Genomic DNA, 21,394 nt, shown 5'->3' on the forward strand with positions numbered 1-21,394 from the left:
AAAATGGCTGCCGCGAGGTGCTCGCGGCGGCTAAAAACACAGAAATAAGCGGGTGATCTGAGCGTTTTTGATCGATTTGCCGCTTTTAAAATCGGCAGGGGCTGAAGTCAGCCAGAAATACACAACTACTTCAGACCATCCTTAGATGATTACCGTTAGCCATAACATCCTTGTGAACACTAAAACTTCAACCGCCGTTTTCTAACCACGGTTCCAGTCCGAACGATGACATGGATCATTCGGAACCCATTGACCTCAGCGTTTTAAAGCTAACGTTACGTAGGTTAAAAGTCGACTCTCACGACTCAAAAGTCCCGGAGTGCCGCGCACATTTTTGATTTACGGACACACACCACCAGCGCATTCCCCGACTTCCCATCCCAAGCAGCAAGCCGCTGGTAGTCATGCTCCAGCACCTGCAGCTCGAAATACGGTTCCAACACCTCGATCAGCTCACTGAAGGTCACCGCCACCATCGGGTGCTCGTCTTTCCACAACTGGGTGCCACTGCCATCGGTCCGCTCGATGCGCAGACGCAAGCGCTGCTGCTCGCCCTCGCCTGCGTAATACCAGCCCGAGCTGAAACGAAACGCCGCCCCATCCTGATGGGCCGTGTGGGACACGAAGGAACTGTTATCGATTTGGCTTTTATCGACTACGTTGAAGCAGAACACCCCGCCATCGGCCAGCGCAGCATGAACGCTGGCGATGCACGCGCGCAGCCGCTCGATGCTGCCGCTGTAGTGGATGGAGTACAGAAAGCAGGTAATCAGGTCGAGCGGCTGCGTGATGCTGAAACCGCACATATCCTGCTGCGAAAACGTCGCCTCAGGGCAGCGCTGCTGCGCGAGGTCGAGCATCGGCTGATTGATGTCCAACCCGCTGCTCTGAAAGCCCGCATCGAGAAAGTGGCGCACATGCGGGCCGGTGCCGCAGGCCAGATCCAGATGGCGTTTGCCGCCATTGCCAAACAACTGATGAATACGCTGAACACACTGGCCTTGCGCCTGGTAGTCAATGTCCGCACACATCAGGTCGTAGTAACCGGACAGGTCGGTATAAATGGCGTTGTGGGACATGGTGACCTGAGGCGGCAGTGGCGGTGGCGCATGATATATCCAAGCCACAAAAAGTCATCCATAAATCCGCTGATCGGCAGCCTTAAGGCAGAGCCAGCATCATCAAACCGGATATGGATGCGAGTGCAGCGCACTGCGTCACTGGTTACACTACGCTCCTGCCTTAATACCCGCTCAAACTGCAAGGACACCCACACCATGACCCAAGACTCGCGCTTTGCTGCAATGCCTGATGCCAACGGCTATTTCGGCCCCTACGGCGGCCAGTTGGTTCCGCCGGAGTTGAAGCAGGCGATGGACGATATCAACAAGGCATACGAAGAGATCCGTCAGCGCGACGACTTTCAGCAGGAGCTGGCCAGCCTGTTTGCCGATTACGTCGGCCGCCCCAGCCCGATATTTCACGCCAAACGCCTGTCGGACAAGCTTGGTGGCGCGCAGATTCATCTCAAGCGTGAAGACCTGAACCATACCGGCGCGCACAAGATCAATCACTGCCTGGGTGAAGCACTGCTGGCCAAGTTCATGGGCAAGAAGAAGGTGATCGCCGAGACCGGCGCCGGTCAGCACGGCGTGGCACTGGCCACCGCCTGTGCGCTGGTGGGTATTCCCTGCGAGATTCACATGGGTCAGGTGGATATCGAAAAGGAACACCCCAACGTCACCAAGATGCGCATTCTGGGATGCAAGCTGGTGCCGGTTACCCGCGGCGCAGCGACCCTGAAAGAAGCGGTCGACAGCGCCTTTGAGGAATACCTGAAGAACCCGACGGACTATATCTACGCCATTGGTTCAGTGGTTGGCCCACACCCGTTCCCGAAAATGGTGCGCGACTTCCAGTCGATCATCGGTAACGAGTCACGCGAGCAATTCCTCGCCAAGTACAACCGTCTGCCTGATCACGTTGCTGCCTGCGTTGGGGGCGGCTCCAACGCCATGGGCATGTTTACCGCCTTCCTGAACGACGAGGCCGTGCACCTGGTCGGCGTAGAGCCGGCGGGTGAAGGTCTGGACAAGGTCGGCCGCCACGCCGCCACCATGTCGGTCGGCAAGCCTGGTGAACTGCACGGCATGGCCTGCTACGTGCTGGAAGACGAACAGGGCAATCCGTCTGCCGTGCACTCGATTGCTTCCGGTCTGGACTATCCGGGCGTTGGCCCGCAGCACAGCTACCTGAAGGACATCGGTCGCGTCGACTACCAATCCGCTACCGATCAGGAATGTCTGGATGCCTTTATGACCCTGTCACGTACCGAAGGCATCATTCCGGCGCTGGAAAGCGCTCACGCAGTGGCCTGGGCCATGCGCGAAGCACCAAACCTGCCGAAAGACAGCCACATCCTGGTCAACCTGTCCGGACGCGGTGACAAGGATGCCGACTACGTCGCGCAGAAGCTGGGGCTGTAAGCGCTACCCGGTGGACACGCCTGCGGCTTTGTCCACCCTACCTGCGGCCCAATCGTAGGGCGGACTAAGCGAAGCGTGTCCGCCCGCAGGCTCGCGATTCCATCCGTGCCGCATCATGCACTTTCGGTGGACACGCCTGCGGCTTAGTCCACCCTACCTGCGGCCCAACCGCAGGGCGGACTCAGCGCAGCGTGTCCGCCATCGGTCCCGCAGCCAAACGCAGCCCGATTTCAAAGCGTGCAGACCCCGCCCGGCACCGCCATGACCCAATCCCTCACCGCCTGAATGACTGGGTCATGCTTGCGGCTTTCCGGGTAGACCAGATAAAACGCCTTACCCTTGATCTCGGGCCCGAAGGGCTGCACCAGCCGGCCAGCAGCCAGTTCGTCCTCGATCAATTCACGGCTCATCAAGGCCACACCCTGTGCGCCGACCGCCGCCGACACCGCGTGGGTCTCATCCGAAAACACCAGTCCGGCACTCACATCCAGGCCCGGCACCCTCGCCAGTTTCTGCCAGCCCGCCCAATCCACCGGCCCGGAGCCAACCGGGGAACTGCGAAAGTGGATCAGCGGATGCCTTGGCAGCTCTCTGACATCGCGCAATCCCAAAAGTGGGCTGCAAGCCGGGATGAAGGTGTTGTCGAGCAACTTCTCGGCCACCAGCCCCGGCCAGCGGCCATCGCCATAACGGATGGCGATATCGGCCGTAATACCATCCAGCGCCACAGCCTCATGGGATGCGTGGATACGCAGATCAATATCGGGATGGGTTTCACGCAGCATGCAAACCCAGGACAGCAGCCAGCGCGAAGCGATCACCGGCGTTGTGCTCAAGGTAATCGCCTGGCGCTGCGGGGTACTGCGCAGGCGCGCAACTGCTGCACCGATATTGTTGAACGCGTCTTCCAGCACATCCTTGAGCTCGCGCCCCTGTGCAGTCAGCTCAAGCTTGCGCGGCCTGCGTACAAATAGCGAAATACCAAGAGACTCCTCCAGCGAGCGAATCTGATGGCTGATCGCCGTTGCAGTTACCGACAACTCCTCTGCCGCCTGCTTGGCACTCTCGTGCCGGGCAGCCGCCTCGAACGCGCGAAGGGCAGCCAAGGGCGGTAATTTGCGCTGCGTCATAGATGAATCTTTTTCATCCATATATAAAAATATTCATCGTTTGTCGCACTGAACAGGCGAACTTAGGCTGAGTCTGCTGCCATTTTCAGATGAATTCAACTTCAGGAGACTTACCATGCCGCACATTCTTCAGCTCGACGTCAGCGCCCGCCCCGGCCTTGCCGGCAAGGACCTGCACGGCTCGCACAGCCGCAATCTCAGCCAGCGCTTTGTCAGCCAGTGGCTGGCCCAGCGACCGGACGACACGGTCACCTACCGCGACATCGGCCAGAATCCGCCCGCCTTTATCAGCCACGACTGGATCGCTGCCAGCTTCACACCTGAGGCGCAACGTGAACCCTGGATGCACGACACGCTGGCTGAAAGTAACCAGCTGGCTGATGAGCTGATCGCCACCGACATCCTGGTTATCGGCGTTCCGCTCTACAACTTCGGCATGCCCGCCGCACTGAAAGCCTGGATCGACCAGATCGTACGTCCGGGTAAAACAGTCGATATCGACACCAGCAACCCGGACGATCCGTACACCCCGCTGCTGGCAGATCGTCCACGCCACGCCGTTATTCTCACCGCCCGCGGCGGCGTCGGGTTCGGCCCCGGCGGTGAACTGGAAGCACTGAACCACCTGGAGCCGGCGCTAATCACGGCACTCAACTTTCTCGGTATCAACCAGATACATCAGATTGCTATTGAAGGTCAGGAGATCGGTGGTGAAGTGCTGACCAACTCGGTGGCACTGGCGCAGCGTCAGATCGACGCACTGGTACAGGACCTGAGCCGACAGCTGCAGTCGACGCCGATTGCCGAGCCTGCCTGAAGGGCAAACAGCCGTGCGCGGCTTTAGCGCAGGACTATGGGCCGCGCGGGCAATCTTGTCACAAAGTGAAGTTTGTCCGCTCAGCCCCCTTTTCGCACCCGGGGTTGGTGCTGTTAGACTCCGGAAGTCGACGATTGAATATCGAGCAACGGATGCAGTGGATTCCAGCCAGCCAACGTAAACCCAAGGTGCCTGAGCGCAGCCTGTGGCTCGGCCTGTTGCTGTTGCTCAGTTCGCCCGCGATGGCCGACCCACCCTGCGAGAAAACCCTGCGCTGGAATGACGATCCACCGCTGAGCATGGAGCTGCCAGACGGCAGTGTCGGTGGTATTTACGTTGAACTGAACGACGCTGCAATGGAGCGGCTCGGCTGCAAAACAAGATTACGCAAGCTGCCCTGGGCACGGGCATTGAAAGAACTCGAACTTGGCCGCCTCGATATCCTGCCCGGCGCCTTTAGACTTCCAGAGCGCGAAGCGTATGCGCACTTTTCCGGCGCCGTACTGCCACCCTCTCGCAACATCCTGTTCGCTCGCCAGGACGTCATTGAACGCTGGCCAATAACGCGATTACCCGAGCTGTCCGACCTGCCCTTTCGCCTTGGCGCACAAATCGACGTTCAATACGGCCCGGATTATGCGCTATTGATGAGCGATCCGAGCTACGCCGATAGCGTGCTCATGGTCAACAACCGCTCAAACCTCTGGAACATGATCAGTAAGGGCCGCATCGACGGAGTCATCGCCGACGAACACACCGGCGCCTGGGAAATCAGACAACTGGGGCTTAGCCGCCTGATCACGGCCACCGACGTGGTCGTCTCTACCGACGCCGCCGAAGTAGCTTTCAGCAAGCGCAGCAATGATCAGAATTTCGTCTACGCCTACGCTGCAGCCATACGTGAGTTGGTCAGTGATGGCAGTTACCAGCGCATTGTCTCCCGCTACCTCAGGCCCTGAAGCCAGCACCAACAGGCCACAGAATCGGCCCCGGCAAACCCCGAACGCATCACATCCCCGCTCTGAACTGATTGGCCGCTGAGCGCCGCTGGCCCAGGGTAAAGCGTCGCCATCAGGGAACCATCAGCCCATGCCCCGCTACCGCCGCGCACGCGCCCCGGGCGCCAGCTACTTCTTCACCGTCACCCTGCACGACCGCAAGAGCGATCTGCTGGTGCGTGAGATTGACCTGCTGCGAGAGTGCGTGCGCCGCACCAAGGCCCGCCTGCCCTTTGATATCGATGCTTGGGTGGTGCTGCCAGAACACATGCATTGCGTGTGGACGATGCCGCCCGGTGACGCAAACTATGCCCTGCGCTGGCAGTTGATAAAGCACGGATTTTCCAGTCGCCTACCGAAGAATGAGCCCATAACCCGCAGGCGACAGCGCCGACGGGAGCGCGGCATTTGGCAGCGACGTTATTGGGAGCACCTGATTCGTGATGAGCGAGATTATGCGCGGCACATCGATTACATCCATTACAACCCGATCAAACACGGGCATGTAACCCAGCTCGCAGACTGGCCCTACTCCAGCTTTCACCGCGCCGTTGCCGCCGGTATCTATCCGGCGGATTGGGGCGATGCACCAAGCGAGCACGGCACCCAATTCGGCGAATGAACACCCAGCCGCAGGGTGGTCAGCGTGTAGGGTGGTCAGCGCGTAGCGTTGGCCACCAAAGTGGCCCAGACATCGCTATCTCAGCGTAGCATTGGCTGCAGAGTGGTAGCGTGGCGCCTTGCGCGCGGACACGCCTGCGGCTTTGTCCGCCCTACGTGTAGGATGGTCAGCGCTCAGCGTTGGCCACCGACGTGGCCCCGACATCGTTCATGCCCTACGGGTTTTTGCGCCAGGCGGCGGAGCGCGTGCGGGAGGGTTGCAGGATGGGTTTGGCTGTGGCGTCGTCATTGCGGGCGACGCTGGCCGCCGCCTTGGCCCGCGCGGCGTGGAGCTTTTTGTAACTGTCGATCAGGCGCAGGTGGCGGTCCAGCCCTTCCAGCTTCATGCTGGTCGGCGTCAGGCCGTAGAAGCGCACGCTGCCGTCGACCGAGCCGATCACCGCGTCCATCCGCTCGTTGCCGAACATGCGCCGGAAGTTGGGCTCAAAATCGGCCAGTTCAAGCTCCTCGTCCAGCAGCACTTCCAACACCACGTTGACCGCCTGATAGAACAGACCGCGCTCGACGGTGTTGTCGTTGAACTGCAGAAAGGCTTCGACCTGCTCCTTGGCGTCCTCGAAGCGCTCCAGCGCCAGATAGATCAGCAGCTTCAGCTCAAGAATGGTCAATTGACCCCAGGTGGTGTTGTCGTCGAACTCGATGCCGATCAGCGTCTTGATGTCGGTGTAGTCATCCAGCTCGCTTTCTTCCAGCCGCTCGACCAGACCCTGCAACTGCTCATCACTCAGGCTGTGCAGATTGAGAATGTCTTCGCGGAACAGCAGCGCCTTGTTGGTGTTGTCCCAGATCAGATCCTCGACCGGATAAATCTCGGAATAGTCCGGCACCAGAATCCGGCAGGCGTTGGCACCCAGATCGGTGTAGGTCGCCATATAGGCTTCCTTGCCGATGTCCTTGAGGATGCCGAACAGGGTGTCCGCTTCCTGCTGGTTGGAGTTTGCGCCCTCGCCGGAGAAGTCCCACTCGACAAAGTCGTAATCGGCTTTGGCGCTGAAGAAGCGCCAGGACACCACACCGCTGGAGTCGATAAAGTGCTCGACAAAGTTGTTCGGCTCGGTCACCGCCTGAGACTCGAAGGTCGGCTGCGGCAGGTCGTTCAACCCTTCAAAGCTGCGCCCCTGCAGCAGCTCGGTGAGGCTGCGCTCCAGTGCCACTTCGAGGCTCGGGTGCGCGCCAAAGGAGGCAAACACACCGCCAGTGCGCGGGTTCATCAGCGTCACGCACATGACCGGAAAGCGGCCGCCGAGCGAAGCGTCCTTCACCAGGACCGGGAAGCCCTGCTCTTCCAGCCCCTTGATGCCGGCAACAATGCCCGGATACTTCGCCAGCACAGAATCCGGCACATCCGGCAGCGCCAGCTCACCCTCCAGAATCTCGCGCTTGACCGCTCGCTCGAAGATCTCCGACAAACACTGCACCTGCGCCTCGGCCGGGGTATTGCCCGCGCTCATGCCGTTGCTGAGGAACAGGTTTTCGATCAGATTGGAGGGAAAGTACACCTCCTTGCCGTCAGACTGACGCACGAACGGCAGCGCGCAGATGCCACGCTCGGCGTTGCCGGAGTTGGTGTCGATCAGGTGCGAGCCGCGCAGTTCGCCTTCCGGGTTGTAGATCGTCAAACAATGGGAATCGAGCAGCCCCGTGGGCAGCGCATCATTGCGTCCGACCTTGAACCAGCGCTCGTTCGGATAGTGGACGAACTCGGCATTGGCGATGTCTTCGCCCCAGAACTGGTCGTTATAGAAGAAGTTGCAGTTCAGCCGCTCGATGAACTCGCCCAGTGCCGAGGCCAGCGCCGCCTCCTTGGTCGCGCCCTTGCCGTTGGTAAAGCACAGCGGCGACTGCGCATCGCGGATATGCAGCGACCAGACGTTGGGCACGATGTTGCGCCAGGAGGCGATTTCGATCTTCATGCCCAGCCCGGCGAGAATGCCGGACATGTTGGCGATGGTCTGTTCCAGCGGCAGGTCCTTGCCAAGAATCCGCGTGCCCTCACCCACGGTCTGCACCGGCATCAGCAGCGACTGGGCGTCGGCGTCCAGATTTTCGACCTCTTCGATGACAAAGTCCGGGCCGGTCTGCACTACCTTCTTGACCGTGCAGCGTTCAATTGAACGCAGGATGCCAAGGCGATCCTTCTCGGAAATATCGGCCGGCAGCTCAACCTGAATCTTGAAGATCTGCTTGTAGCGATCTTCCGGGTCAACGATGTTGTTCTGCGACAGGCGAATGTTGTCCGTCGGGATATTGCGGGTGTTGCAGTACAGCTTGACGAAATACGCCGCGCACAGCGCCGACGACGCCAGAAAGTAATCAAACGGCCCCGGCGCGGAGCCATCGCCCTTGTAGCGAATCGGCTGGTCAGCCACCACCGTGAAGTCATCGAATTTGGCTTCAAGTCGGAGGTTGTCGAGAAAGTTGACCTTGATTTCCATGCATGCACCAGCGTTTGAGGGGCGAATTTAACAGCCGGCCATTATCCGGCTTTTACCGCGAATGTCATGTCGCACTCGACGACGCAGCGGACCACTGGTCGCGCGGCCGGCTCCCAGACACGCTCGCAGCCGGTCGCCAGAAGGCAGACCGAAAAAAACATCGGCGCGCGGTAGCGAGCCGAGGCACTCTGCCACTATATTGAGCGGCATGAACCCAGCACCCCTGATTCCTCACGACAAGCTACTGGATTTGCTGCTGGATGTCGTTTGCGTCGTAGACAAGGAAGGACGCTTTTTATCCGTTAGCGCAGCCAGCAAACGGGTTTTCGGCTATTCGCCCGAAGAACTGATAGGCCGCACCACGTTTGAGCTGATGCATCCCGATGACCGGGAAGCTACCCGCCAGCTTGCCCGGCAGATTACCGCAGGGCAGCCCTCGGCTGACCACGAAAACCGCTACATTCACAAGCAGGGCCATATCGTCCACATCATGTGGTCGGCCCAGTGGTTCGAGGCCGAGCAGGTGCGTGTTGGCGTTGCCCGCGACATCACCAGGCGAAAACAGGCCGAGGCCAGACAAGCCGCCGTCTATGCGGTTTCGGCCGCGGTGCACTCGGCAGAAACATTGCCGATGCTCTACCAGCGCATGTACGACCTGATTAACCAGCACTTGCCGACCAGGGCGCTTACTGTTGCACTCTATGACGCCGAGGCAGATCAGCTGACCTTCCCCTACCACGCCGGTGAAGACCTGCCGCCCCCCGCGCAGGGGCCGCTTGCAGCCCACCCGTCTCTGGCCCCAATGATACGCCCACAGCACTATGACACCCCGGCGAGCGCTCCAGATGCGCCCGAGAACCCGCTCTGCGTGCCTCTTCTGAACGACACGACCCCTATCGGCGCCCTTATCGTCCACCACCAGCCTGCAAATAACGGCTTCGACGAACGTGATATATCCTTTCTGCAATTCGTTGCCAGCCAGCTGGCGACCGCGATCAGCCGACACCAGGCCCACACACGGCTTTCCTTTCTGGCGCAGCACGATCAACTGACCAGGCTACCCAACCGCGCCCTGCTGATGGACCGACTGCAAACTGCCCTGCAGCGAGCGGAGCGCAACAATGGACGACTGGCCGTGCTGTATCTGGATCTGGACAGTTTCAAACAGATCAATGACACCTACGGCCATGCCGTTGGCGACCATCTGCTGCAACAGGTAGCCCACAGATTGCGCCAGAGCGTGCGCGAATCCGACAGCTGCGGCCGACTGGGCGGCGACGAGTTTGCAGTAGTACTCGACGGCATCAGACAGCAACTGGATGCTGCAACCGTCGCGGAGAAAATCCTCGGCAATCTGAGCGCACCCTTCCTGATTGAAGGCGATACCCTGACCTGCACACCGAGCGTCGGTATCGCCGTCTATCCCGAACACGGCGACAGCGAACGTCGACTGATGCACCGCGCCGACAACGCCATGTACGCGACCAAACGCAGCGGTGGCGCGGGTTACGCCTTTTTCCTCTCGGACGACGCCGTCTGAAGATCCAAACGTGCGAAGTATCACAGCCACCCGTTTGCGCAGGCGGCTGCCCGGTTCAGAAAAACTTGGCGCCCAATAAGGTCGCCACGGTAAGCAAACCCGCGACAGCAACAGGCAGCAGAATCAGGCTCCATGCCAGCGAGGGCTTCATGCTGAGAAAAAACCGGCGAACCCGTTGCTGGATTCCATAACGAAAGCCGCTGCGAAACAATGAATGAGCCGCCATCACATAGGGATCAACAAAACGCGCCCTTGGATTGCCCGGTGTCGATACTGGATCTCTTGAGTTGCCAAAGATATACAGCAGGTTCATCACCGGAAACGCGATACCCAGCACAAGCGCAATATAGATATTGGTTCCGGAGTCCCTGATACGCTTGATAAGTGCGATGACAACAGCGTAAACCGCCACCAGCCAAATCACGATAATCACAGCGTCTCTCAATTGCTGTGGCAGCAGGATAGCCATCGCGAACGCAACCAAAAATGCCGCGGGGAGCAATAGCGTCATTCCAGTGAAAAACTCGGTTCGACTCAGGCGCCCGTCGGGACGGAACATGGAACTGAAAAACCACCCCCACCCCGTGCGCGGAGGAGCACTTGCAATGCTTCTGTGCGCTGCACCAACCAGCAGACACAGCCGCTGCATTGACTCCTCACTCACCGGCCAGTTGATGTTCTGATCCTGAGTCCAGTGAAAGCTGTCATCAAGAAGCACCAGAACGCCGGGCGGCAACAGCGATTGCTCCGGCGCTTCCAGCAGATCAATGACTGCCGGAAGAAGGTTGGCGCCATGACGCAACCGGATGTCCAGATTGCTCAGCTCCGGTGTGCTCAGCAGCGCCTGCCAAATTGCTGGATCGGCGCGGCGCTGGGGGTCGTCGAGCACTTCAATGAAAGCATCAGCCAGCGCCTGCATACGCAGATTGAAGCGCTGCCGAGCGTCGGCCTCTTCCTGCTCCTGCTCGCGCTGCACACGCAGCGCCTCCAAAAGGGCCGGATCCGGCTCGTGCACATCAGGTGACGCCGCCGCTGCCTCAAGCTGCTCCGCGGGAGCCGGGCTCGGCTCGGGCTCCCGAGGGCCTGTGCGCGCAGCTTCCCGGGCACTCATTACCGACGCCCGCTCATAGGCTTCTCGCAGCGCCATGAACTCGGCCGGTCGCTCCTCCGGATGCACATCCTTCAACAACCGGGCGTAGGCCCGCTTGATGGTGCGCAGATCGCTGTAGGGTTCGACGCCCAGCGTCACCCAGCAGCTCACCAGCGCCCCCGGCTGTTGCGCAGCTCCGCCAGTTTCTGGCCAACGGCGTCACGGGCAGCAGCGCAGCGCTGTAAATCCTGTGAGTCCATGGCCGCCTCGAAATACTCAATCAACTCCTCAAGATAGCGGCGTTCCTCACCAAGCGTCTCTGCCCACATCCTCTCTGCTTCACCCATCAAGGCAATGTTGGCGCTGTCCTCACGAGGGTGAAACTTGAGTTTTTCCATCTCCTTGAGCAGCCGCTCCAGCGTCTTCTCGTCCAGTTCGCTGGTGGTGTTCTGAATCACCAGCGTGCTCCGAACGCCGGTACTGACGACCACCGCCTCCACTTCGAGTACACCATTGATGTCGTAGGTAAAGCGCACATCAACCGACTCCTCGCCGGCCCTGCCGCCAGGAAGCTGAACCGCCAATTCGCCAATCTTGATGTTGTTGCGCACCATCCGCTGTTCGCCCTGAAACACCGACAGGTTCACCACCCTCTGATTGTCGGCAACGGTGTAGTAGCGATCCACCCGACTGGTCGGGATGACCGTGTTACGCGGAATAATCACGCTGAAAAAGCCATGCGCACGCTCGCCGCCAATATCCTTGGCGATCTCGATACCCAGTGAAAACGGACACACATCCGTCAGCACCGTGTCGCGCAGACCCGCGTTACGCTCCTTCAGGGCAGCCTGCACCGCCGCCCCCATGGCAACAACAAGGTCCGGGTCGATGGTGGTGGCCGGTATACGGCCGAACAGCCGACCAACATGGCTACGCACGACAGGCATGCGGGTGGCGCCGCCAACCAGGATGACCTCGTCAAAATCATCGCGGCTCATGCCGGCATCGAGCACCGCGCGCTCGATTGGCCCCCGGATCCGCTCCAGCAGCACGATGCACGCCTGAACAAAGGCGTCACGCGTAAATGTGAGACTGTGTTCCTTGCCAGCCAGACTGAGCGTCATCAGCACCTCGTGCTGCTCGGCCAGGGCTTTTTTGGCTTCGTCACAAACGCGATACAGATGTGCACGATCTTCCCTGCTCAGACTTTGGCGCTCGCAGCCGATTTGCTCACAGACGGCACCAAGCATGGCCGCAGTAAAATCCTCGCCCCCCAGAAAACTGTCGCCACTGGTGGCATGCACCTCAAGCAGGTCTTCGAATTTTTCCAGAATGGAAACGTCGAGCGTACCGCCGCCCAGGTCAATGACGATAAAACGGCATTCCTCTTCGTTTTCCTGAATACCGTACGCCAGTGCCGCGGCGGTTGGCTCATTGATCAGTCGCTCTGCCTTGAGTCCGGCAAGGCGAGCAGCGTTGAGGGTGGCAGTACGCTGATGATTGTTGAAATAAGCGGGAACGCTGATGATTGCCTCGTCAACGGGCTCACCGAGGTATACCTCGGCATCCGCCTTGAGCTGCTTGAGTACCAGCGCAGAGAGTTCCTCGGCGCTGAACTGGCGATTGCCCAGCCTGATCCTCTCACTGGTACCCATGAGACGCTTGAACTGTGCAGCCGTTTTTTCAGGATGGGTAACCAGCCGGTCCTTCGCAGCACGACCAACCGTGACCATGCCATCATCATCTACGCTGACTACCGAGGGTGTCAGCAATTCACCCAGCGCGTTGGGAATGATGATGCTCTTGTCGTCACGCCAAACACTGATCAGGCTGTTTGTGGTGCCCAGATCTATCCCTACGACGGCCATGCCCCAATTCCTTCTGTCGGCTTTTTTGCGGCCAGTATATACAGAGCAATCACGGCAGGAACAGACCAGAAATGGCCTTTGGCCAATAGGCGATTCCAACTAGGCAGCACAACACAAAACACAAAGGCCGCCCGAGGCGGCCTTTGTGTTGCTGTGCAGACTTGAATCAGGCAGCAGCCAGATCCGATTCTGCCTCGGCCAGCATGGCAAACTCTTCGTCGGCGGACTTGGCAACCAGATGCTTGCGGCTGTAGCCGAAGTAGTACGCAGCACCGATCACAAACAGGCCCATGGTGAAGAAGAACGCGCGCGGATCGAAAGCGTAGACGCCGGTCAGTGCGATCAGTGACAGCACCAGCGCGATACCCGAGGTCACCACGCCGCCCGGGGTCTTGTACGGGCGTGGCAGCTCAGGCTGTTTGATGCGCAGCAGGATGTGACTGAGCGCCATCAGTGCGTAAGACACGGTCGCACCGACTACCGCCATCGCCAGCATCAGGTCACCCTCACCGCTCAAGGAGGCGATAAAGCCGAAGATGCCCGGCACAATCAGTGCGCGGGCCGGCACCTTGCGATCGGTGGTCAGTGACAGCGACTTGGGCAAATAACCGGCACGTGACAGAGCAAACACCAGACGGCTGTAGCCGTAGATGATCGAGAAGAACGACGCCACCAGACCGGCCAGACCCAGCACGTTGACCAGTGTCGCCAGACTGGTGTTACCGGTTGCGTTCAGCGCATCCACCAGCGGTACCGCGCTTTCGCCCATGGCTTGCGCCCCTGCGGCGCCGGGCACCAGCACCACCACCATCAAGGCAGTAAACAGCAGGAAGACCATGGCACCGATGATGCCCTTCGGCACGTCCTTGCCCGGGTCCTTGGCTTCTTCGGCGGCCAGCGGCACTCCTTCAACCGCCAGGAACAGCCACATGGCGAACGGCAGTGCCGCCCACACGCCGTACCAGCCCAGCGGCAGCATCTCGCTGGCACCGTTGGCGTCGGTCATGGCGATGTCGAACAGGTTGTTGATATCGAAGTGCATGACCAGCGCCACACCGGTAGCCACGATGGCGAAGACCGCCAGACCGCTGATTACCATCATCACTTTCAACGCTTCACCCACGCCCGCCAGGTGAATGCCGACGAACACCAGATAGAAGATTGCGTAGACCCACGGCCCGTTGAAACCGAGCAGCGCTTCCACCGCCGAACCAATGAAGATAACGATAGCAGCCGGGGCCAGCGCATATTCGATCAACACCGCAAGGCCGGTCAAAAAGCCACCGGTCGGCCCCATCGCCTGCCGGGCAAAGCTGTAACCACCACCCGCAGCCGGAATGGCCGCGGACATTTCCGCCAGCGACAGCACCAGGGTCAGATACATCAACCCCATGAGCACTGCCGCAATCGCAAAGCCCGCCCAGCCCGCCTGCGCGATGCCGAAGTTCCAGCCGGCAAAATCACCGGAAATAACATAAGAGACGCCGAGCCCGGCGAGCAGAATCCAGCCCGCAGTCCCGCGCTTGAGTTGCCGTTTGGCAAGGTACGCCTGATGGTCGTTAGACATGAGAGATCCTCAGTGGTGTTGCAGTTGTGAATGACGCCTCCCCGACGTCACTCGGAAACCAGAAAATTGCGACCGCTGCCGCCGTGCTCGATCACCGCGTCTTCGGTGCGGTCCTTGAGGTTGACCCCCGAGAGCTTCAGCCGCTGCGCCTCGCGCAGCAGATACAGCGCCCGTTTGGCCCCCTCGACATGCGGCAGCCCTGCCGGCCGCACGTTGGAAATGCAGTTGCGTGATGCATCGGTCAGCCCCGGTTTGGGCGACCAGGTCAGGTACAGCCCAAGGCTGTCCGGCGAACTCAGACCCGGACGCTCACCAATCAGCAGCAATACCGCGCGGGCGTTGAGCAGCGCGCCCACGTCATCACCAACGGCAACGCGGCCCTGCTCAACGATGGTCAGCGGCGCCAGTGAGCACTCCGGCAACTCGCTGGCGAGCAAGCCCATAAAGCGCTGCAGAAACGGCACCGCGTTCTGCGCAATCGCGCGGGATGACAGGCCGTCCACGATCACGATGGCCAGATCGCTCGGCTGCTCGCAGCCCAGTTTGATCAGTTGCTCACGCGAGGCGTCGTCCAGCAGACGGCCCAGATCCGGACGCTGCAGATAGGTCATGCGATCAGTCGCCTGACTGTGCAGGCGAATCGGCTCACCCAGCGCAGCCAACTGCGGGTCAGCAGCCAGCTCACTGCAAAGGGCGTCGATATCCAGCGGCAGATGCACCGCGTCGCGGGCCTGCGCGTGGGACAGCTGGAACGCCAGCAGCTCGCTGGTCGGCAGGCTGATCCCGGCCCGGCCTAAGCCAATACGCGCATCGGTAAATTCGCGCAGGCGACGCCAGGGGTTCTCGACCACTGCACCGGGCTGGTTGCGAGTTTTGTCATTTGACGAACTCATGCTCTGCCTCCCGGCAACGCCTTCAGTGAGCGGGCAAAGGGCTCAGGCAGCGCGTCGTGCAGAATGTGACGGTCGGCATCGCGCATGATCTGCATGCGGATCAGCCACTGTTCAAACTCCGGCGATGGCCGCAGCCCCAGCGCACGGCGCGCATACAGCGCGTCATGGAATGAAGTGGTCTGGTAATTGAGCATGATGTCGTCCGAGCCGGGGATGCCCATCACAAAGGAGCAGCCCGCCACACCCAGCAGGGTCAGCAGATTGTCCATGTCGTTTTGATCCGCTTCGGCGTGGTTGGTGTAACAGACATCACACCCCATCGGCAGGCCGAGCAGCTTGGCGCAGAAGTGATCTTCCAGCCCGGCCCGAATGATTTCCTTGCCGTCGAACAGGTACTCCGGGCCAATAAAACCGACCACAGTGTTGACCAGCAGCGGCTTGAACTTGCGTGCCACGGCATAAGCGCGGGCCTCGCAGGTCTGCTGATCCAGACCATGATGCGCGTTGGCAGACAGCGCACTGCCCTGCCCCGTCTCGAAATACATCACGTTGTTGCCCACCGTGCCGCGCTTCAGGCTCAACGCCGCCTGCTGTGCTTCGGCCAGGGTAGCCAGGTTGAAACCAAAGCTAGTGTTCGTTCCCTCGGTGCCACCAATCGACTGGAACACCAGATCAACCGGCGCCCCGGCCTCGATGCACTCGATGGTATTGGTCACATGGGTCAGTACGCAGGATTGGGTCGGGATCTCATACTTCTCGATCACCTCGCCCATCAGCTTCATCAATTTGATGGCCTGCGCCACGTTGTCGGTAGCAGGGTTGATACCAATCACCGCATCACCGTTACCGTAGAGCAACCCATCGAGAATGCTGGCGGCGATGCCGTTGACATCATCGGTCGGGTGATTTGGCTGCAAGCGGGTCGACAGCCGACCGGGCAATCCGATGGTGTTGCGAAACGCGGTGGTCACATGGCACTTCCTGGCGACCAGAATCAGATCCTGATTGCGCATGATCTTGCTCACCGCCGCCGCCATCTCCGGCGTCACGCCCGCACGGATCGACTGCAATACCTCCGGGGTCGCGTGGTCGCTCAGCAGCCAGTTGCGAAAGTCCCCGACGGTCAGGTGCGATATGGGTGCAAACGCCGCCGGCTCATGCTCGTCGATGATCAAACGGGTGATTTCGTCCGCTTCATAGGGCACCAGCGCCTCGCTCAGAAAGGTCTTCAGTGGTACCTCGGCCAGCGCCATCTGCGCGACCGCGCGCTCCTCGGCAGACAGCGCAATAACACCGGCCAGTCGATCACCGGAGCGTTGTGGTGTCGCCTTGGCCATCAGCTCGGCCAGATCGCGGAAGCCGAAGGTTCGGCTGCCCAGCGTATAGCGGTAGGAATGCGTCATCGTGTTACCTCAGGCATGCAAATTGCTGCGAATGTCGCGTAAGTCACGCGAAGCAGCGAAAGATGCCTGAAACAGATGCGATGCCTGTTCCAGCGGGCTATCAAGATTTGGCAAAAGTGTCCCAGGCGGCCCATTGAAGCCCTTTGAGGCATATTCCACCCGAGCATCCTGCGTTAGGATGCCGCCAACTGAACACGCGAGCGCTCGCCAATGCAGCCCATAACGGAGCACAATGCACCAGCAAGGAGCACACGTGAGGCACAGGACGCCGACGAACACGCCCACAACCTGACCAACTGGCAGCAGGAATATGACCAGTTGGGCGGCGGGCGCTTCTATGGGCGAATAGATGAAGTGGCGCTGGACGGCTGCCAACTGTTCAAGGAGCACACCAACCGTGCGCTGCGCCAGCAGTGCAACGTCTGGAAGGATGCGCTCTGGCTGGGTATCCCCGCCCGCGCGGCAGACTGCCGCATTAACGGTCTTGAGGTCGGCAGTGATCAACTGATGTGCCGCCCCGGCAGCCGCGACTTTGAATTGATGACCCCCGATGCCTTCGACATCTACGGCATCGTCATCAAGGAAGAAATGCTACTGCGCGCCGCCGAGCGCGAAGAGCGCGCGCTGGATCTGAAATCACTCGAACACAGCCCGCGTCTGACCGTACCGCAGGAGCAGCTCGACCAGGTTCGCGGCCTGCTGGAGCAAGTGCTCTACCGCGGCGCCCTCGGACTCGATAGTGAACACCAGAAGCAACTCGCCAGCCAGGCCCTGCTGGAACTGGTCGCCAACGCCGCCCAACCGGCCGCAGCGCCCAGCTACGCGCATCGGCGCAAGGTAGTCGAGCAAGTGAAAGCCTATCTGGCCGAACACCCGGAAGCCCCGCTGAGCATTCCCGAGCTGTGCGAGCGCGTACACGTCAGCCGTCGCACCTTGCAATACAGCTTCGAAAGCATTCTTGGCATCAGCCCGCTGCAGTTCCTGCGCAGCGCCCGCCTCAACCGCGTTCGCCGCGCCCTCAGCGACCCGCAACAAACCAGCCCTATCGCCGTCATCGCGGCAGACAGCGGCTTCTGGCATCCGGGGCAGTTTGCCCGGGATTACAAAGCGTTGTTTGGTGAGAATCCGTCGGAGACGGTGAGAAGGAGTCGCTAACCGAGTTGACGGTCAGTGCTGCGCAGGCTCGCCTTCCAAGCGCCAATCAGTGAGCCACCAGACACAAAAAAGCATAAACATCGCCAGGGGCGACGCGGCATACAATGCCCTCAATCTCATACCAACTCCCTAATCTGCGGCCGGGAAGCAGAGTCCGGCCCGACCGCAGTCAGCAAGGCGGTATCAGGCGCGAGCTGGAAGTACCGGCTCGCAGAAGCTGAGCAGCCCTTGTTCCTGCATCTCTTTAATGAAATTCAGAACAGTCTGCTCAACAACACGACCGAACGCATCTGCCGGCGTTGTCGGTTGCATGTTGAAGGGCGCACGCTTATTGCCAATGGTCGTATGCAGCGCATGCTTGTATGAACCGGAGTGGGTATTGCCATCCGCATCCACAAGCTCGATGGTTGCTTCGTAGTAATCGGTAACCAGCGAGCCCGCAGCACCCAGCGTCAGACCGGTAGCAAAGCCCTTGGCAGCTGCGCCACTGACGTTACCCACATTGTTCACAATCACACGGATGCTGTAGTTGGCGCCTGCTGCGCCCGGTACAACCACGCCGGAGGCACGCAGGGTTCGCTCTACATGGCCGCGCAATTCTGAATCGGCACGAGCAAAGTGAGTACCGTTGCGCCGAAACTCGACACTGACGTTTGAATTGTATGGCGTTGCAACCGACTTGATGTCGCTATAAGCGGTCTTCCCATAGGTGGGGTCGACGTAGGATTTGGTCGTCATACAGCCCGACAAAAATGCAATTACAAACAGGGAAAACATCAATCTAATAGAATTCATACGGCCTCTTTCTTGTTGTATTTTTCACTTCCCTTTACGCCACAACCAATGACGTAACCTAACAGTTGCTCTGTCTGTTTCTTTCGCCAGCCCTCCCTTCACGCGTACAAGTGAATCGGCATGAGGACCACACCCATTCGAGTGGCCACTCCTGGCACACACGAGCGACGACAAAGCGCACCAGTGCCAGGCGAGCAAGAAAATACAAGGGGATAAAGCATGTACCGGCGCCCGAGGCACGGCCGCCAAAACCACCGGGCAGCAGATGCGACCGATGATAAGAAGATGATCCGACAGCAGAACTGCCTGGAAATGATATCTGCGCCATCCTTGGGCCTTTGCGAACTGGCTTATTGCCACATCCGCAAGGTAACCGCATCACCGATACAGGTAAAGCACGATTTTCTGTCCGGTGGCGTTCATCGAGATAACAACAAAGCCTCCGCTGGCTCTGACGTTAACGATGACGAGCTTAACGCACGACCAGAGGTGGCTTGGCCAGCAGCAGCGACTGATTTACCGGGCTCTAGATCAGCTCGGCAACCGCCCTGTCTGCGTGAATCCGGGTAGTGTCATAAAGCGGCACCGCGGTATCAGCCTGCGTGACCAGCATGCTGATTTCGGTGCAGCCGAGAATCACTCCCTCTGCCCCGCTCGCAAACAACCCATCGATAATGCGCAGAAACTCGGCTTTTGACTCCGGAGTGATTGTGCCCAGGCACAGCTCCTCATAAATAACCGAATGCACGATGCGGCGGTCGTCCGCTGCGGGCACGATTACCTCGATGCCGAACTGCTCCTGCAGCCTGCCCTTGTAAAAGTCCTGCTCCATGGTGAACGCCGTGCCGAGCAGGCCGACCTTTTTCACCTGGTTGCTGACCAGCACGTCTGCGGTCGCATCGGCAATGTGCAGCAACGGGATGCCGATAGCACTCTGAATCTGAGGCGCTACCTTGTGCATGGTGTTGGTACAGATCAACAGAAAATCAGCCCCGGCCCCTTCAATCTTCCGGGCTGCTTCAGACAGCACCCGCGCCGCACCCTCCCAGTCGCCCTCACGCTGCAACCGCTCGATTGGCTCAAAATCGACGCTAAACAACACGATCCGGGCGGAATGCAGACCACCCAGCTGCTGTTTGACACCTTCATTGATCGCCTTGTAATAGCCGGCCGTGCTCTCCCAGCTCATGCCACCCAGCAACCCGACTGTCTTCATATCACTCTCCACTTTGCTGCTCGACACTCCGCCGATGATGACGCTGCGCCAGAATAACCAGTAGCAGCGGCACTCCAACCACAACACACCCCAGGTACAGGATCACACCCCACGCACCCGCTGCCGCCAGCAGCGAAAAATCCCATAGTGCCACCGGCAAGCCGGCAGCATAGTGCAGCGCCCCGTTTATTCCCGTCACCACCAACACACCCACCAGTAGCTGAAAGCCAGCGTAGATAAACGTGCCGTAGCGCAGCCAGCCAAACCGCTCGGGCCACAGCAGCCCCCTGAACCAGCACGCAAACACGACAAGCGATGCCAGTAGCTTGATCAGCAGAAAGGTCAAGCCATATTGGTGCAGCACAACATCATGGACAGCAGAGACATGGGCCAGCAACGCAAAGGCTGCGGGCGCACGGTAAAAATCAATCACCTTGAACAACTCTGACAGCAGCGTAACAAGGAGAATCGCCAGAATGACTGACGGGATAACGCGTTTCAATTTGGTTGGTCCTGGCTTACGCGGTTTGTTAAGGCTTAACGGGTAACTGATAACTGACCTTCGAGCCGTTCGTGATAACGATTTTTTGTCGGATCAGTTCACCCATAATCCGTGCCAAATCGTCTTCTTCAAGCTTTTTCATGAACAATGAGTTTATCGAATTTGAGAGTGTTTTCACCGCTCTGGGCTTGGCTGCTCCACGGGCCTTGAGAAACTCAACAATAGCGTCGATCCGCTCCGCCATTGATTTCGAGTTCGAGATTTTGAGAAGCGGAATCTCCGAAATATCCTTTTCTCTTTGGGCATAGATTCGCTTGGTCTTCAGGTGCTTAATCAGAGGATCGAAGCCAGTGTCTTTTGAAATAATATGGAAGTAGCAGTCTGGATCCTTTGCGGCAATGTTTCCAATGTAGAACGCGATATGGAAATCCAGCGCATTAGGTCCATTTCCCTCAATCCTCACATATTCTGCATCAGCGCCCAGCGACTGCATCGCGCAAGCCAAATCAAACGAGATCTTTGCCTGTTTCGATCCGACAAAAACGATGATTTTAAAGCCATGCCCTTTGAGTAGCTCAAGATTTTTTGGCTGAACGTTTTCAAAATCAATCAATACGTAATTGGTTTTCAAGGATACTTCCTCGCCTCCCTACTCTTGGCCTTAACGCTGGAGTTAAGCTAGGGAAGGTCTGAATAACTCCCCGAAATCGGCGATAATACATCCATCGCCAAACCTATAGGATTCGTTGCTGCCATGGATCAGATCACCTTCTCCGAAGCCGAGTACCAGACCAAGAAGCGCAAGACGCGTCGCGAGA

18 protein-coding genes are annotated in these 21,394 nt (G+C 59.2%); 6 read left to right on the plus strand and 12 right to left on the minus strand.

From position 1 onward, the window contains the following. Positions 1-305: 305 nt before the first annotated feature. Positions 306-1,079, minus strand: coding sequence for a class I SAM-dependent DNA methyltransferase (locus tag AC13EY_RS00510; RefSeq protein ID WP_482876203.1), 774 nt, complete (start codon positions 1,077-1,079; stop codon positions 306-308). Between the two features lie 198 nt (positions 1,080-1,277). Between AC13EY_RS00510 and trpB the strand changes: the two genes are divergently transcribed. Next, positions 1,278-2,486, plus strand: a complete 1,209-nt coding sequence (gene trpB / locus AC13EY_RS00515) for a tryptophan synthase subunit beta (RefSeq protein ID WP_338212682.1) — start codon at positions 1,278-1,280, stop codon at positions 2,484-2,486. A gap of 230 nt (positions 2,487-2,716) precedes the next feature. Here trpB and AC13EY_RS00520 read toward each other — a convergent pair whose 3' ends face one another. Beyond that, positions 2,717-3,616: a LysR substrate-binding domain-containing protein gene (locus AC13EY_RS00520; RefSeq protein WP_482876202.1), complete on the minus strand. Its 900-nt coding sequence runs from the start codon at positions 3,614-3,616 to the stop codon at positions 2,717-2,719. Positions 3,617-3,731: 115 nt separating this feature from the next. Between AC13EY_RS00520 and AC13EY_RS00525 the strand changes: the two genes are divergently transcribed. From AC13EY_RS00525 to AC13EY_RS00535, 3 genes are all read left to right on the plus strand, one after another. Next, on the plus strand, positions 3,732-4,433 hold the full coding sequence (locus AC13EY_RS00525; RefSeq protein ID WP_482876201.1) for an FMN-dependent NADH-azoreductase: 702 nt from the start codon (positions 3,732-3,734) through the stop codon (positions 4,431-4,433). Positions 4,434-4,585: 152 nt separating this feature from the next. After that, a complete protein-coding gene (locus AC13EY_RS00530) occupies positions 4,586-5,392 on the plus strand; it encodes a substrate-binding periplasmic protein (protein WP_482876200.1) in 807 nt (268 codons plus the stop codon). Between the two features lie 130 nt (positions 5,393-5,522). Next, positions 5,523-6,053, plus strand: coding sequence for an REP-associated tyrosine transposase (locus AC13EY_RS00535; protein ID WP_482876198.1), 531 nt, complete (start codon positions 5,523-5,525; stop codon positions 6,051-6,053). 214 nt (positions 6,054-6,267) lie between these two features. On the opposite strand, the gene AC13EY_RS00540 is transcribed toward AC13EY_RS00535, so the two are convergent. After that, positions 6,268-8,547 carry an OsmC domain/YcaO domain-containing protein gene (locus tag AC13EY_RS00540; RefSeq protein WP_482876197.1) on the minus strand — a complete coding sequence of 760 codons (2,280 nt, stop codon included), beginning with the start codon at positions 8,545-8,547 and terminating at the stop codon, positions 6,268-6,270. Positions 8,548-8,755: 208 nt separating this feature from the next. Between AC13EY_RS00540 and AC13EY_RS00545 the strand changes: the two genes are divergently transcribed. Continuing rightward, on the plus strand, positions 8,756-10,087 hold the full coding sequence (locus AC13EY_RS00545; protein ID WP_482876196.1) for a sensor domain-containing protein: 1,332 nt from the start codon (positions 8,756-8,758) through the stop codon (positions 10,085-10,087). Positions 10,088-10,142: 55 nt separating this feature from the next. Here the strand turns inward: AC13EY_RS00545 and AC13EY_RS00550 are convergent, their stop codons facing one another. From AC13EY_RS00550 to AC13EY_RS00570, 5 genes are all read right to left on the minus strand, one after another. Beyond that, the gene (locus AC13EY_RS00550; protein ID WP_482890387.1) at positions 10,143-11,198 is read right to left on the minus strand and encodes a hypothetical protein; all 1,056 of its coding nucleotides are present in this window, start codon (positions 11,196-11,198) and stop codon (positions 10,143-10,145) included. A gap of 146 nt (positions 11,199-11,344) precedes the next feature. Continuing rightward, positions 11,345-13,045, minus strand: coding sequence for a molecular chaperone HscC (locus AC13EY_RS00555; protein WP_285676198.1), 1,701 nt, complete (start codon positions 13,043-13,045; stop codon positions 11,345-11,347). A gap of 166 nt (positions 13,046-13,211) precedes the next feature. Then, the gene (gene eat / locus AC13EY_RS00560) at positions 13,212-14,612 is read right to left on the minus strand and encodes an ethanolamine permease (RefSeq protein ID WP_474121394.1); all 1,401 of its coding nucleotides are present in this window, start codon (positions 14,610-14,612) and stop codon (positions 13,212-13,214) included. Between the two features lie 47 nt (positions 14,613-14,659). Beyond that, positions 14,660-15,505, minus strand: coding sequence for an ethanolamine ammonia-lyase subunit EutC (gene eutC / locus AC13EY_RS00565; RefSeq protein WP_269687132.1), 846 nt, complete (start codon positions 15,503-15,505; stop codon positions 14,660-14,662). After that, complete coding sequence (locus AC13EY_RS00570; protein WP_482876190.1) at positions 15,502-16,908, minus strand: ethanolamine ammonia-lyase subunit EutB; 1,407 nt, start codon at positions 16,906-16,908, stop codon at positions 15,502-15,504. The genes eutC and AC13EY_RS00570 overlap by 4 nt, the downstream gene beginning before the upstream one ends. Positions 16,909-17,118: 210 nt before the next feature. Between AC13EY_RS00570 and AC13EY_RS00575 the strand changes: the two genes are divergently transcribed. Further along, positions 17,119-18,063, plus strand: a complete 945-nt coding sequence (locus AC13EY_RS00575; RefSeq protein ID WP_269687130.1) for a helix-turn-helix domain-containing protein — start codon at positions 17,119-17,121, stop codon at positions 18,061-18,063. A 183-nt stretch (positions 18,064-18,246) separates the two neighbouring features. Here the strand turns inward: AC13EY_RS00575 and AC13EY_RS00580 are convergent, their stop codons facing one another. From AC13EY_RS00580 to AC13EY_RS00595, 4 genes are all read right to left on the minus strand, one after another. Then, positions 18,247-18,840, minus strand: a complete 594-nt coding sequence (locus tag AC13EY_RS00580; RefSeq protein ID WP_474121393.1) for an LPS-assembly lipoprotein LptE — start codon at positions 18,838-18,840, stop codon at positions 18,247-18,249. A gap of 544 nt (positions 18,841-19,384) precedes the next feature. Beyond that, positions 19,385-20,074 (minus strand): aspartate/glutamate racemase family protein, encoded by a 690-nt coding sequence (locus tag AC13EY_RS00585; protein WP_233048134.1) that lies wholly within the window; start codon positions 20,072-20,074, stop codon positions 19,385-19,387. A gap of 1 nt (position 20,075) precedes the next feature. After that, entirely contained in the window at positions 20,076-20,516 is a 441-nt protein-coding gene (locus AC13EY_RS00590) for a hypothetical protein (RefSeq protein ID WP_482876187.1), read from the minus strand. A gap of 88 nt (positions 20,517-20,604) precedes the next feature. Continuing rightward, on the minus strand, positions 20,605-21,207 hold the full coding sequence (locus AC13EY_RS00595; RefSeq protein ID WP_233048136.1) for a PIN domain-containing protein: 603 nt from the start codon (positions 21,205-21,207) through the stop codon (positions 20,605-20,607). Positions 21,208-21,394 lie beyond the last annotated feature (187 nt).

The sequence above is a fragment of the Halopseudomonas sp. L-58 genome, from assembly GCF_056859475.1.

Coding starts and splice junctions, on each gene's coding strand:
- AC13EY_RS00510 (WP_482876203.1), bottom strand. CDS start 1,079: ATGTCCCACAACGCCATTTATACCGACCTGTCCGGTTACTACGACCTG.
- trpB (WP_338212682.1), top strand. CDS start 1,278: ATGACCCAAGACTCGCGCTTTGCTGCAATGCCTGATGCCAACGGCTAT.
- AC13EY_RS00520 (WP_482876202.1), bottom strand. CDS start 3,616: ATGACGCAGCGCAAATTACCGCCCTTGGCTGCCCTTCGCGCGTTCGAG.
- AC13EY_RS00525 (WP_482876201.1), top strand. CDS start 3,732: ATGCCGCACATTCTTCAGCTCGACGTCAGCGCCCGCCCCGGCCTTGCC.
- AC13EY_RS00530 (WP_482876200.1), top strand. CDS start 4,586: ATGCAGTGGATTCCAGCCAGCCAACGTAAACCCAAGGTGCCTGAGCGC.
- AC13EY_RS00535 (WP_482876198.1), top strand. CDS start 5,523: ATGCCCCGCTACCGCCGCGCACGCGCCCCGGGCGCCAGCTACTTCTTC.
- AC13EY_RS00540 (WP_482876197.1), bottom strand. CDS start 8,547: ATGGAAATCAAGGTCAACTTTCTCGACAACCTCCGACTTGAAGCCAAA.
- AC13EY_RS00545 (WP_482876196.1), top strand. CDS start 8,756: ATGAACCCAGCACCCCTGATTCCTCACGACAAGCTACTGGATTTGCTG.
- AC13EY_RS00550 (WP_482890387.1), bottom strand. CDS start 11,198: ATGAGTGCCCGGGAAGCTGCGCGCACAGGCCCTCGGGAGCCCGAGCCG.
- AC13EY_RS00555 (WP_285676198.1), bottom strand. CDS start 13,045: ATGGCCGTCGTAGGGATAGATCTGGGCACCACAAACAGCCTGATCAGT.
- eat (WP_474121394.1), bottom strand. CDS start 14,612: ATGTCTAACGACCATCAGGCGTACCTTGCCAAACGGCAACTCAAGCGC.
- eutC (WP_269687132.1), bottom strand. CDS start 15,505: ATGAGTTCGTCAAATGACAAAACTCGCAACCAGCCCGGTGCAGTGGTC.
- AC13EY_RS00570 (WP_482876190.1), bottom strand. CDS start 16,908: ATGACGCATTCCTACCGCTATACGCTGGGCAGCCGAACCTTCGGCTTC.
- AC13EY_RS00575 (WP_269687130.1), top strand. CDS start 17,119: ATGCAGCCCATAACGGAGCACAATGCACCAGCAAGGAGCACACGTGAG.
- AC13EY_RS00580 (WP_474121393.1), bottom strand. CDS start 18,840: ATGTTTTCCCTGTTTGTAATTGCATTTTTGTCGGGCTGTATGACGACC.
- AC13EY_RS00585 (WP_233048134.1), bottom strand. CDS start 20,074: ATGAAGACAGTCGGGTTGCTGGGTGGCATGAGCTGGGAGAGCACGGCC.